The 12,434-nt window shown below is 49.2% G+C and carries 10 protein-coding genes; 4 read left to right on the top strand and 6 right to left on the bottom strand.

The features are described from left to right. Window positions 1–212: 212 nt before the first annotated feature. Window positions 213–1,514, top strand: a complete 1,302-nt coding sequence (locus tag KWJ01_RS19320; RefSeq protein ID WP_224998702.1) for an NCS2 family permease — start codon at window positions 213–215, stop codon at window positions 1,512–1,514. A 259-nt stretch (window positions 1,515–1,773) separates the two neighbouring features. Here the strand turns inward: KWJ01_RS19320 and KWJ01_RS19325 are convergent, their stop codons facing one another. Continuing rightward, window positions 1,774–2,385, bottom strand: coding sequence for a hypothetical protein (locus KWJ01_RS19325; RefSeq protein ID WP_224998704.1), 612 nt, complete (start codon window positions 2,383–2,385; stop codon window positions 1,774–1,776). A 563-nt stretch (window positions 2,386–2,948) separates the two neighbouring features. Here KWJ01_RS19325 and KWJ01_RS19330 point away from each other — a divergent pair. The 3 genes from KWJ01_RS19330 (at window position 2,949) to pgl (ending at window position 5,735) form a co-directional block, all read left to right on the top strand. Beyond that, on the top strand, window positions 2,949–3,401 hold the full coding sequence (locus tag KWJ01_RS19330) for an RpiB/LacA/LacB family sugar-phosphate isomerase (RefSeq protein ID WP_224998706.1): 453 nt from the start codon (window positions 2,949–2,951) through the stop codon (window positions 3,399–3,401). A 79-nt stretch (window positions 3,402–3,480) separates the two neighbouring features. After that, entirely contained in the window at window positions 3,481–5,010 is a 1,530-nt protein-coding gene (gene zwf, locus KWJ01_RS19335; protein ID WP_224998708.1) for a glucose-6-phosphate dehydrogenase, read from the top strand. Continuing rightward, window positions 5,010–5,735 (top strand): 6-phosphogluconolactonase, encoded by a 726-nt coding sequence (gene pgl, locus KWJ01_RS19340; protein ID WP_224998710.1) that lies wholly within the window; start codon window positions 5,010–5,012, stop codon window positions 5,733–5,735. Before zwf ends, pgl begins: the two co-directional genes overlap by 1 nt. Window positions 5,736–5,938: 203 nt before the next feature. Here pgl and KWJ01_RS19345 read toward each other — a convergent pair whose 3' ends face one another. From KWJ01_RS19345 to KWJ01_RS19365, 5 genes are all read right to left on the bottom strand, one after another. After that, entirely contained in the window at window positions 5,939–8,599 is a 2,661-nt protein-coding gene (locus tag KWJ01_RS19345) for a DUF5916 domain-containing protein (protein WP_224998712.1), read from the bottom strand. A 329-nt stretch (window positions 8,600–8,928) separates the two neighbouring features. Then, on the bottom strand, window positions 8,929–9,501 hold the full coding sequence (locus KWJ01_RS19350) for an NADPH-dependent FMN reductase (RefSeq protein WP_224998714.1): 573 nt from the start codon (window positions 9,499–9,501) through the stop codon (window positions 8,929–8,931). 216 nt (window positions 9,502–9,717) lie between these two features. Then, complete coding sequence (locus tag KWJ01_RS19355) at window positions 9,718–10,650, bottom strand: ring-cleaving dioxygenase (RefSeq protein ID WP_224998716.1); 933 nt, start codon at window positions 10,648–10,650, stop codon at window positions 9,718–9,720. A 12-nt stretch (window positions 10,651–10,662) separates the two neighbouring features. After that, window positions 10,663–11,373, bottom strand: coding sequence for a pirin family protein (locus KWJ01_RS19360; RefSeq protein ID WP_224998718.1), 711 nt, complete (start codon window positions 11,371–11,373; stop codon window positions 10,663–10,665). 258 nt (window positions 11,374–11,631) lie between these two features. Continuing rightward, window positions 11,632–12,183 carry a YceI family protein gene (locus tag KWJ01_RS19365; protein ID WP_224998720.1) on the bottom strand — a complete coding sequence of 184 codons (552 nt, stop codon included), beginning with the start codon at window positions 12,181–12,183 and terminating at the stop codon, window positions 11,632–11,634. Window positions 12,184–12,434 lie beyond the last annotated feature (251 nt).

Here is a 12,434-nt window from a genome sequence, read left to right on the forward strand (position 1 = left end):
TGGAGCGTTTTCCTGCCGGTGTGGTAAATTCATGGAAATTCCCAAGCCCTAGTGCTGCAGTACGCATCTCATATTCAGCCAATAAACCGCATTAAGTCGATTTATTTAACACTGCACATGATAACATGCACATTATTTGGGATAAGCGGTAATTTGCAGTACAGCCAACATTCTGGCCTGAACTCACTTAACCCTTAAGAAAAGCTTTTAGCATGGGCCAATATTTTCAGTTAAAGGAGAACAAAACCAACATCCAGACGGAAGTGATTGCCGGTGTATCCAGCTTTCTGGCTACCTCCTACATTATTGTGGTAAACCCTGCAATGCTAAGCCAGACAGGGATGCCTTTTGCAGCCGTACTCACTGCTACAGTGCTGGTGTGTTTTTTCAGCTCCCTGCTCATGGGCCTGTATGCCCGCAACCCTATACTGGTGGCACCAGGCATGGGGCTTAATGCCTTTTTTACCTACACGGCCGTGCTGGGCATGGGCGTACCCTGGCAAACAGCACTGGGGGCTGTTTTCTGGTCGGGCATATTCTTTTTGCTGCTCTCGGTGTTCAATATCCGCACTTATATTGTAAAGGCCATTCCAAGGCCGCTGCGCTATGCTATTGCAGCAGGTATCGGGCTGTTCATTACCCTCATCGGCTTTTCGAATGCTGGCTTTATTGTAGAAAACCCTGCAACCATTGTAGGCCGCGCACCCCTCAACCCGGCACTGCTTATATTTGTAGTCGGGCTGTTCCTTACCTCTGTGCTAATCATCCGCCGGGTAAAAGGCGCTATTCTCCTGGGGATTATCACCACCACCCTGCTGGCTGCCACCCTTGGCAGGTGGTGGGGCGAGGGCAACATGCTGGTGAACTACAGCGGACTGTTTGCTGCCCCGGATTTTAGCCTGCTGGGCCAGCTGGACCTGCTGGGCTCCCTGCAGCTTGCCGTGCTGCCCGTGATCTTTGCCTTTGTGTTTACAGATCTTTTTGACAGCATCTCTACCTTTGTAGGCCTGGCCGAAGCAGCCGGCCTGGTAGATGAAAACGGAAACCCGCGCAACGTAGAGCGGGCACTGATCACCGATGCCATATCCACTACCCTGGCCGGGCTGGTAGGCAGTAGTCCCGGCACGGCCTACATAGAATCTGCCGTAGGCATAGAGGAAGGAGGACGCACAGGCTTAACAGCAGTTGTGGCCGCTATGCTTTTTCTGCCCTTTCTCTTTCTGGCTCCCCTGCTAAGCATGGTGCCTGCCATTGCCACAGCCCCTGCCCTGGTGCTGGTGGGCACTTTTATGCTGCAACCGGTGACAAGAATAGACTGGCAGAAGCTCGATGATGCCATACCAGCATTCCTTGCCATGGTGCTGATTCCCTTTACCTATTCCATTACGCAGGGCATTGTATGGGGCTTCCTGAGCTGGACGGTAATTAAACTGGCTACCGGTAAAAGCAGAGAAGTATCTCCTGCCTTACTGGCCATTGATGTTTTTTGCGTACTGGCGCTGGTGATGGAATAAGCCTGCAGGCTTTTTAAACAAAAATCCACTCCTAATATTCTGCCTGACAGGCACTTCTACAACTTCACATGACATTGACGAGAATACAAGCGAAAACTATATAGTTATAATACTCCTCTTCGCCACCCTTCCGAAAACGTTTGCTTTTTATAAGGTAATGTAAAAACAACGCTATTGTTTTTTTGGCAAAAATGGAATTAACAAAAAAAAAGGGCATGAATATTATATATTCATGCCCTTAGATTTATTAAGATACTTACTATAAATGTATGGTTCTTGAACTTACAAAGTCCCCGCTCACCAGGCTAATGTTGTAAGTACCGTGCAGCAACATCGACAGGTTGTAGAGCCTTGTGTGATTGTCGGTGTTGATGTTTGCTGCTTCATGCAGAATGTGCCCTTCGCTGTCCATAATTCTAATGGTAACAGGCTGGTCAATATTGGTATTGAACCTTACAAACAGCTTTCTGTCTTCGTCTGCAAGCTTAATGAAGTTCTGGAAATAAAGGCTCTCGTCTTTGATAGATAGGCCGCTCTCGTCTTTTACAACCACTTTTCTGATAATACCAGTTGATTGTTCCAGGTCTACAAAGTACCTGCCTTCGTTAAGTTTGTTAAAGCTGATCAGCTTTATGTACTGGTCTTCTTTGGTTCTGTCGGTAAACAGGATAGCACCGTCTTCATCTCTAACAGTAACTGTTGCAGCTTTATCTGCCTGAAGAGACGATACATTCAATCTGGCAATTTCTGTTCCGGGCTTATATAGTTCCAGCTTAACGCTGGTCTGAGACAATGCAGCAATGCTTGGCAGCATTAACATAGCAGTTGCAATAACTGCTAATTTTAGGGTTTTTGCTTTTAAAAGTTTCATGGCGATAGATTCTTGTGGTTTCGTTGATACAAATGTATACTAATTTTGAATTCAATGGTTATGAAATTTTCAAAACCACAGCCCAAAACACCTCTTTCAAAGCCTCAAAATTAACCGTTTTTTGAAATTTTATTAAAATTTTGCTTAATGCAACGGTTTGAAGTATAAAATTATCACAACCGCACGCGTTTGCGTTTATTGAATACTTAAAAATTTTTTATTTTACGAAATATTGCAGTTTTTCTTACATACAACCTTACATTATTCGACCTGGAGCACAAAGCCGACACTTTTTGCCGATAATTGTTATGTTTCTGTTAAGGAATCAACCCATCGCCAGCACAGTTACAGCCCTGCAAAGATTTAACTATGTTGCCCATTGATAAAGGCAAAAGCTGTGTTGCTGCCCCGGCCCCTGACCAAAGCCGGCTGTTGCTGCATTACTGAAAAGGGAACCACAAAAACAAAGGCGGGTATTTTTGTATTACACAGTGGGTAATATGCAATGCCTGCAGCGCATAAGGCAAAGCACTGAGTCTGTTCACATAGCAAATCCACCAAACATGAAAATAGGAATAGCAGCCGACCATGCCGGTTTTGAGCATAAGCAGCAAATAGTAGCCCAATTGCAGAAAAAAGGCTACGATGTTAAAGATTATGGTGCCCAGGCATACGATGCTGACGATGATTATCCGGATATTATTTTACCTTTAGCACAGGCAATTGCCAGCGGCGAGGTGGAACGGGGTATTGCAGTATGTGGCAGTGGGGTTGGTGTTTCAATAGCCGCCAATAAAGTGGCAGGGGTACGCGCTGCCTTGATCACAGAAACCTACTCTGCCCACCAGGGCGTGGAACACGACGACATGAACCTGCTTTGCCTGGGAGGGCGGGTGATTGGTCCGGTATTGCAGTGGGAACTGGTAGAGGCTTTTTTAAATGCCCGCTATAAGGGCGAAGAACGGTTTCAGCGCCGCCTGGATAAAGTAATTGCCCTGGAGAAAAAACATTTTTAACGCTTGTTCGGCCAAAGGTTCTTCTGCTCATGCAGAAAAGCAGACCGGCAGCCAAACACTAACAAATTTTATTGCACACATGAGTTCTGGCAAAGTAGCAGTTCCAACCATCATCATTATTTTTGGAGGTACCGGCGATTTAACAAAGCGCAAGTTAGTGCCTGCTTTTTACAACCTCTTTCTGGAAGGCTGGCTGCCCGATAAGTTTGCACTTATTGGCCTGGGCCGTTCCAGGTTTAACCACGAGGAGTACCGCGCTCACCTGCAGGAGGGCCTTGAAGAGTTCTCCCGCAGTGGCAAGCCCGCAGAAGATAAATGGCAGCCCTTTCAGTCTACCATTACATACCTGCAGTCCGACATCAACAAGCAGGAATCCTACCAGCAGCTTTCCGAGCAGCTGGAGGCCCTGGACAACAGCTGGGGCGTACGTGCCAATCGTTTATTTTACCTGTCTGTGGCACCACAGTTTATCGAGGCGGTTACTGTAAACTTAAGCCGCTGCTCTATGATCAATGATCCTGAAAAGGACCGCATTATTGTAGAAAAGCCTTTTGGAAAAGACCTGGAGACCGCCAGAAAGCTTAACAAACTGCTTACGAGCACCTTCCAGGAGAGCCAGATCTACCGCATCGATCATTACCTGGGCAAGGAAACGGTCCAGAACATCCTGGCTTTCCGCTTTGCCAATGCGCTCTTTGAACCCATCTGGAACAGGAACTACATAGACTTTGTGCAGATTACCGTAGCCGAACAGGTAGGGGTAGAAGACCGTGGCGGATACTACGAAGGTGCCGGTGCCCTGCGCGACATGATCCAGAACCACCTGCTGCAGCTCCTGTGCATGGTTGCCATGGAGCCCCCTGTTTCTTTCGAGGCCGAAGAGATCCGTAACAAGAAAGTAGATGTGCTGCAGGCAGTACGCCGCTTTAAACATGAAGATGTAAATAAGTATGCCGTGCGCGGACAGTACGGCCCCGGCTGGATGAAGGGCGAAAAAGTACCCGGCTACCGCGAGGAAGAGGGTGTTGATCCATCCTCCAACACCGAAACCTACGCAGCCATTAAGTTTTACCTCGACAACTGGCGCTGGCATGGAGTACCCTTTTACCTGCGTACAGGCAAGCGCCTGCAGGAAAAAACTTCTTCTGTTACCGTGCAGTTCCGCCCGGTGCCGCATTTAACATTCCCCTCCGCCCTATCGGAAAACCTGCTGCCTAACCGCCTTACCATCAACATACAGCCGCAAATGGACATACGCCTGCGGTTTACTGCCAAGCGCCCCGGCCTGGAGATGAGCCTGCGCCCGGCCGAGATGGTCTTCGATTTTGATGACCACGCCAACCAGTCGCCGGAGGCATATGAAACCCTGCTGCTGGATGCCATGCAGGGCGATGCCACCCTGTTTATGCGTGCCGACCAGGTAGAGGTGGCCTGGGATGTGATCACCCCTATTCTTGAGATCTGGGATTCGCGGCCCTCGCTTGAGTTCCCCAACTACCCCGCCGGCCTCTGGGGCCCCGAAAATGCTGAAGCTCTTATTGCACGCGAAGGCCACACCTGGGCCGTAAGCACCTATAACAAGAAGACACAAAAGGAGAAACAGAAGTAATGTCAACAATAAGGATTTTTGATAGCACGCTGGAGCTTAGCAAAACAGCTGCCGAGGAATTTATACAGGCAGCTAGAGAAGCGGTGGAAGAAAGAGGAAAGTTTACAGTAGCCCTCACCGGTGGCTCCTCTCCCCTGCACCTCTACCAGCTGTTGGCCCAGTCGCCTTACCGCGAGCGTGTTCCCTGGAGCCAGACCTATGTATTCTGGGGAGATGAACGCTGGGTGCCGCTCACCGATGAAAAGAGCAATGCCAAAATGGCCTTTGAAAACCTGCTCGACCTGGTGCCCATACCCAAAGACCAGATTTTCCCGATGTGGGGAGAGCAGGAACCGGAAGAGTTTGCCCTCTACTACGAATCCCTGCTCCACCAGCACCTAGATGAAGCAGGCGGCAGCTTTGACCTGATCCTGCTGGGCATGGGCGACGACGGCCACACGGCTTCACTTTTTCCCGGCACTGCTGTACTCGAGGAAAAATCGCGCTGGGTACAAGCCTATTACCTGGCCCCACAGGAGATGTACAGGGTAACCTTAACAGCCCCCTGCATCAACAGGGCCAGCAAGATTGTGTTTCTTACTTTCGGCGAGAAAAAAGCAGATGCCCTCTACGAGGTGCTGCAGGGTGAGCACAATCCCAGGCAGTACCCTTCGCAGCTCATCAACCCTAAAAACGGGGAAGTACTCTGGCTGGTAGGCAAAGCCGCCGCGCAAAAGCTGGAGTGACAGACAAGAATAATAAGCTGTTTAAACCTAATCCCTGGTTGCAGCGCCCTTTCACAACAGAGCTGTTCAGATCGATCATGCAGACCATAATTCATGATTTGCGATAATCCCCTCCGGGAAGGGTATTATCGCACATCATGGATTACTTTCTACTTAAACCTTTTTCAGGTTCTACATCACTTACACATCCATCAATGTTAAAATCACAGCACAAACCTGTAAGTGTACTTCACAAGGAATATGTTGTGGGGGTGAACGTCGAGGAGGCCTTCGGAGAGGGAGCTCATGCGGTAGCTGCGGCTAACGGGCAAGTTGCCGGACCTGCCCTGGTTCCAGACCAGGAAGAGGGTTGAGCCGGGAATATACTCCCAGCGAATTACCATGTTGGAGCGGAACTCCACAAAGTTGAAATCAGGATTATCAATCCTGTAATCCACAGCCCCATCCCTGTTTTCATCTACCTCATAATCTTCAGACGCCTGGTTATACAGGATCTGGTCTGGTGAAATTTGCACAAAGCGCTGCCTGTACTCGCTGTTTTTTGCATCTGTCACTACTTTAAAGGCACGGTAACTACCCCTGGATACAAAAGGCTGCCCCCAGAACTGCAGCGACAGGTTCGGGGTGAGCATATAGGTAAAGCGCATCTCCAGGCTGTAGGTCTCCTGGTCGATGTTGGCCGTGAGGTAGCGCTCAGTCTCCCCAAAGCTTTCTGTAGTCACATACTGCATCTGGTTCTGGTTAAACGAGAGATTTGCTCCCAGCGAAAGATTGAGCGCATTGACTGGGCGGTAAGCAATGCCTCCATAAACCTCCCTGATCCTGGAGAAATCTTCCTGCCCCCATCTATTGTAGTGGTTGAACTCAAAAGTTAGTTTTTTACGGTTGTCTGTGCCAATGTAGTACCAGTAATCGATACCGCCGGGGTACAACATACCAGGGCCGCCCCGCAGATCGGCATTGGAAACAGAGGCGCCCTCCCAGGTGCTGCCCATGCTAAAAGTCCAGAAATTCTTAAACTGGGTATGCCAGTTGGTGTTGAAGGCCTTATAGGTATTGGTGCCTCCAAAATCAAAGCTTAAGTACTCATTACCATTGATCCGCAACCAGCGGAAGGCAGAAAAAGGCTGCAGCTTGCGGTACTGTGCCCAGGCCCACTGGTGCAGCAGATCGGAGCTGCGCTGAAAACCGGCATCGTTCAGCGAAAGCTGCGGAGACCGCCAGGTAATACCGCTTTGCATTACAATATTTCCACTGGCTTTGCCAAACTTCAGGGTACCGCTGGTGCCGGTAAGTGAGGTACGGCTGGAGTCTACCCGGAGGTAACTGGCATCGGGCCGCTGAAAAAAGCGCTCACTGGCGGTTTGCGTTTCAAGAATGGCCTCCTGTGATCCGCTCACATGGCTCATGCTGAGGTTACCCGCTACATAGAACTTGCGGTCTTTGAAGTAGTGTGTTACATCCAGCCCGCCGGAATATGCCTGTTTGTGAATGAACGACAGATGGGGTTCATCGATATCACGGTTCACTGCCGTAAGCATGCCCCCGAATACTGTTTTGCCCTCTTTCAGGTCCTGCTGAAAACGGCCCACCAGGTAGTTGGTCAGGGGCTCTACAGTTATTTTTCTGCGCTGGCCATGCAGGTCTGTCTCTGCTTCTTCCTTTGCTGTTACCGTCTCGAGCAAGCCCCAGGAAAAGCCCTTTTTATTTTTGCCCGTTAGCTTCAGTGCACCCAGTATGGTTACATTATCTGGCATGTCAGCATATTCACCATCTTCCAGCTCGGGATAGTGGTGTGGCAGGCCGCCTATTCTGCGGGAGTAAAAGAGGTTATCCTGGTTAAAATTACCTCCTGCCACCGATTCTGTGAGCGGGAAGGTAAGGATGTTGTTACCCTCCACAAAAAAGGGCCTTCTTTCGCGGAAGTAGATCTGGAAAGCACTGAGGTTTACCTGCGAGGGGTCTGCCTCTACCTGGCCAAAATCAGGGTTGATGGTAAAGTCAAGCGTTATATCGCTGGTAATGCCAATTTTTCCATCCAGCCCCACACTCACACTGGCTTCACGCCCGTCTGAATAAGGGTTACCTTCCTCCTTTTCAAAATTCTCCACCTTGCCCAGCACAAAGGGCTGAATTTCCAGCTGCTTTTGAGGCTTGATACCCTCCAGCCCTTGCAGCTCTCCGAAAAGGTGCACCCAGCCCGGGGCATCGGGCGGAATATACTGCCAGCTGGAGCGCTCCTGCTCCCGGAAAATGCGCCTGTTCAGCTGCAATCCCCAGGTGTGAACAGGCTTATCGGCAAAGCGGAGCTGGCTTAGGGGTATGCGCATTTCAGCCACCCAGCCTTCTGTGTCCACAGAAGTCTTCAGGTACCAGATGGGGTCCCAGCTGGGATCCCAGTTATCACCGTTGTTGGATACGGCCTCATCGCCTTTCACCCCGGAGGCACTGGCGGTAAAGGAAAAGGCAGTGCGGTGATCAAAGTAGCTGTCGATGTTAATTTCCACCCAGTCGCCCTCAAAACCATCCCGGCGCGACATCCGCTCCACAATTTTATGAGGTTCCGAATCGTAGGCCCTGATGGCTACATAGAGGTTCTTTGCATCATAGAGAATTTTAAAAGCTGTTTTCTGGCTGGCAGCCGCTCCCTTGTTTGGTTCGGTCTGGGTAAAGTCGCCTCCCCACGCCACCCCATTCCAGGCATCATCATTCAGGAGCCCGTCGATCAGGGGCGGTTCATTGAGCACCGCATTTGTGCTGTAGTGCTTCCGGAGAACAACTGCCTCCTTCTCTGTACTGGCTTCCTGGGCGATCAGCTGGTGAAAAATCAGGATGGATAGCAGGATTGAGAGAGATAAACGCATAAAAAATAGTGGTTGGGGAGTGAATGATACTGTGTTGCCTGTTCTATTGATGTGCGTCGGGAACAAAGGTTGTAAAAGCAGCTAAAACACCTGGCTATTACTACTGACTTTTAAAAGCTGATTCCATTACAAAAAAAATTGGCAGAAAGTAAAATTATTTAGAGCAACTAAAGCATAAGCCACTGAATGTCAGAAACAATGGTCGGATAAAATTTCAGGCATGCTTTTATTTACCAGCCTCAAAAAAAAAAGAGAGCCGGTCCTACCTATAGGACCGGCTCCCCCGGCTTGATAATCATATCTTATGCGCTTACTAAAGCACCGCTGGCTTATGCTAATGCCCGCCTATCGAGGATCAACTGCTTAAGGGCCTCCATCTTCTGGCCCAGGAGTTCTCGGGTGGTTTCATCGGTAAGCTTACCGTGCTCATCAAATTTCTGGTTGGCCTGGGCTACCAGTATTTCCGGTTTGTTGGCGTATTTCATATCCAGGTACTGGAAAACCGGCAGAAAAGCCTGCTGCATCCGCACGGTGCCCCACAGGCCCGGTGTTGCCCCTATCAGGGCCACTGCCTTGCCTACAAGCGGGGAATCTTTGCCGCGGGAGGCCCAGTCGATCATATTCTTCAGGCCACCGGGTATGGAGTAGTTGTATTCGGGCGATGAGAAAATAAGCCCATCTGCTTTTGCCAGCGTCTGGCGCAGGGTGGCTACTGCCTTTGGCCGCTCATCAGCTGCAGGAATATCCAGGTCGGCATTATAGAGCGGTAAGTCCGCAACAGAGGCAATTTCAAGACTTACCCCCTCCGGCAATACCTCTTTCACGGCATGCAGCAAATAGGTATTGAGAGATTTTTTGCGCAGGCTTCCGCTCAAGCCCACCAGATGAATATGTTCTGCCATGGTTCTTCCTGTTTTTCTCTATATCAATTTTCCAGCGCCTGTATTGTTTAAACTGCAGCTGTAGTTTCGCGATCCAGGCGTATGTATCAGGTACCATACCCTGCTCAGAAAAGGAGTCTGGTAAACCGCCCCCTGTAGTGCCGATAAGCGCTTCGTTTCTACTGCCTACAGTTCAGTGACTTATAGCAGTGCATCAAAAAAACTCTTTCTGCTGGCCTAGAGCTTTGGCAGTACCGCTTCTATCTTATCACGGTGCGGCTCGTATTGCGGGGGCAGCAGCAGGCTGGAGCCCAGCTGATCGAAAGGCTCATCGATGCCAAAGCCGGGATTATCGGTAGCAATCTCAAACAGCACCCCACCCGGCTCCCGGAAGTAGAGGGAGTAGAAGTAATTGCGGTCTATTTTACCCGTAATGTTCAGGCCTTTGCGGGCTACCTTATCCCTGTATTTCATGAGCACTTCTTCATCCTTTACACGAAAGGCAATGTGGTGGATGGTACCGGCACTGCCATCGCCACGGTTGGCATCTGGCAGCAGCAGCAGGTCTATGATGGCTGCATGATCCACCGCATCGGTTACATAGCGGTGGTGGTTTCCCTGCTGATCCAGCAGCTTATAGCCGAAAATATCGGTAAGCACCATGGCCGTTGCCCCAATGTTGCGCAGCGTTACTGTTACACTGTGAAACCCACGGGTAGCCACATCTGCCTTTACCTCACTGGTTTCCCAGGCTTTGCGCGCATCTCCGCCTTTTGGAATTACCAGCTCCAGCTGCAAACCATCGGGATCTTTAAAGGGGAGGTAGCGTTCACCAAAGCGCTCGGCAGGGGCACCATGGCTTACCCCATGCTCTTTAAAGCGCTTTATCCAGAAATCGAAGCTGCCCTCGGGTACTGCATAGCCAATATGGGTGGCCATGCCGGAGCCAGCCCGGCCGGGGTGGCTACCTTCGTAGGGAAAGAAAGTGATGATGGTGCCGGCACTTCCCTTTTCATCACCATAGTAGAGGTGGTAGGTGCCCGGGTCATCAAAATTCACTGTTTTTTTCAGCAGGCGCAGGCCCAGTACTTTGGTATAAAAATCTAAGTTAGGTTTGGCCTTTCCGGCAATGGCCGTAATGTGATGAAGGCCTAATATGCGATCTTCCATATTCGGGTTATTTTAATGGTTAACAGGGGCCTCTACCAGGAGGAAACGACTTTCTGACTGGCAGCGGATATTTATTTCTGAGGCATCCCAGATGCCTAATCCATCGCGTTGCGCCAGCGTATTACCTTCAATATCAAGGGAACCGCTGATGTTAAACACGAACAGGCATTTGTTAACAGGCTTAAGAGAGTAGCTTAGCGCCTGACCTGCCTCAAAATATCCAAGCGATAACTTTGCGTTCTGGTTTATCCAGCAATGCCCGGTCCCTTCTTCATTACTTACTACGGTAACCAGCTGATTTTTACGTTTCTCTTCCGGAAAAAACCTGCGCTGGTAACGTGGGTTTATGTTCTGCAGCTTGGGTTCTATCCAGATCTGCAGAAAGTTAACCCTATCCTCCCCTACATTATGCTCCTCGTGGCGAAGCCCGCTGCCGGCACTCATGATCTGTACCCAGTCCTTTTTCACCACCTCTTTATAACCCAGGCTGTCGATGTGGTTCATGCTGCCCGCCAGCATAATAGAGATTATTTCCATATTGGCATGGGCATGCAGGCCAAATCCTCCTTCCGGGGCTACAAAATCATCGTTAAAAACACGCAGCAAACCAAAGCCTGTCCGATCGGGGGCCGCATAAGAGGAAAAACTAAAGCTAAAATTGCTCTGCAGCCAGCCCAGGTCTTTTATGCCTCTTTCTTCTGATTTATAAAGTACTGTTTTCATGTCTGTTTGGCTTATTCAGGATGAAGGGAGAAAGAGGGATTGATTGAAAAATATGTTGACAGTTTCCAGCTATCTAAAGTTAAGAAGGGCTACAATGGTTTAACATTATTCTGTGCCTGGTGTGTAGCTGGCAGGGATGCGATACAGCATAAGCCCGGGTTGAAGCCCGGGCTAAACTGTGAACTACTTAACTTTATTTCCGAAGTTCAGCAGTAAGGCTAATCTGTATCGCCACGGAATGAAGCCCCGGCTTTACAACTAAGCCTGCTTTACCAGCTGTACTTCGGCCTGAAGCTTGATTTCATCGCCTACTACCACACTGCCTGCTTCGGTAACGGCATTCCAGCTTAAGCCAAATTCTTTTCTGCTGATTTTGCCGGTTACGGTAAAGCCTGCTTTGGTCTGGCCATAAGGATCTACTACCAGGCCACCAAACGCTACATTTACGCTTACAGGTTTTGTAACCCCTTTAATGGTAAGATTGCCATGCAGTTTATAGTCATCACCACTTTGTTGCTCGTAGCTGGTACCCTCAAAGCGTATTTCTCCATGGTTTTCAGCATCAAAGAAATCAGCTGATTTCAGGTGCGTATCGCGCTGCTCGTTGTTGGTATTGATTGAGTTTACATCTGCGGTAAACACTATGCTGGAGGCACTGCTGAAAGATTCGTCTTCGGTTTCTGCCACTATGTTGAACTGCTGAAAATAACCGGTTACGGTCGTAATCATCAGGTGCTTTACCTTAAACTGTACTTCGCTGTGCATGGGATCTACGGCCCATTTGGTGGTGGTTAATGTGTTAGTTGACATTGTATTTAAAGGTTTTGTTAAAAGACTCGACTGTATATTTAATGTTTAAACATTGAAAATCATAATAAAGCTTCAGCTTATCCAGGATTCAGTTGATTATTTAATTATCCTGCCTGCTTCAGGCTTTTCTCTCAACGTTTATAATGCAAAGCTACAGCCATCTGCAGCGCTCACAAATAATGTAGATTAAGAAAAGAGCTTAAGGTAGATTAAGAATGGGCCAAGCAATCCGGCATTTATGCAAGCAGGAA

Source organism: Cesiribacter sp. SM1 (assembly GCF_020178975.1).
In the GTDB taxonomy this organism is placed as follows: domain Bacteria; phylum Bacteroidota; class Bacteroidia; order Cytophagales; family Cyclobacteriaceae; genus Cesiribacter.

Coding starts and splice junctions, on each gene's coding strand:
- KWJ01_RS19325 (WP_224998704.1), bottom strand. CDS start 2,385: ATGAAACTTTTAAAAGCAAAAACCCTAAAATTAGCAGTTATTGCAACT.
- KWJ01_RS19355 (WP_224998716.1), bottom strand. CDS start 10,650: ATGGAAGATCGCATATTAGGCCTTCATCACATTACGGCCATTGCCGGA.
- KWJ01_RS19350 (WP_224998714.1), bottom strand. CDS start 9,501: ATGGCAGAACATATTCATCTGGTGGGCTTGAGCGGAAGCCTGCGCAAA.
- KWJ01_RS19360 (WP_224998718.1), bottom strand. CDS start 11,373: ATGAAAACAGTACTTTATAAATCAGAAGAAAGAGGCATAAAAGACCTG.
- KWJ01_RS19365 (WP_224998720.1), bottom strand. CDS start 12,183: ATGTCAACTAACACATTAACCACCACCAAATGGGCCGTAGATCCCATG.
- KWJ01_RS19345 (WP_224998712.1), bottom strand. CDS start 8,599: ATGCGTTTATCTCTCTCAATCCTGCTATCCATCCTGATTTTTCACCAG.
- KWJ01_RS19330 (WP_224998706.1), top strand. CDS start 2,949: ATGAAAATAGGAATAGCAGCCGACCATGCCGGTTTTGAGCATAAGCAG.
- pgl (WP_224998710.1), top strand. CDS start 5,010: ATGTCAACAATAAGGATTTTTGATAGCACGCTGGAGCTTAGCAAAACA.
- KWJ01_RS19320 (WP_224998702.1), top strand. CDS start 213: ATGGGCCAATATTTTCAGTTAAAGGAGAACAAAACCAACATCCAGACG.
- zwf (WP_224998708.1), top strand. CDS start 3,481: ATGAGTTCTGGCAAAGTAGCAGTTCCAACCATCATCATTATTTTTGGA.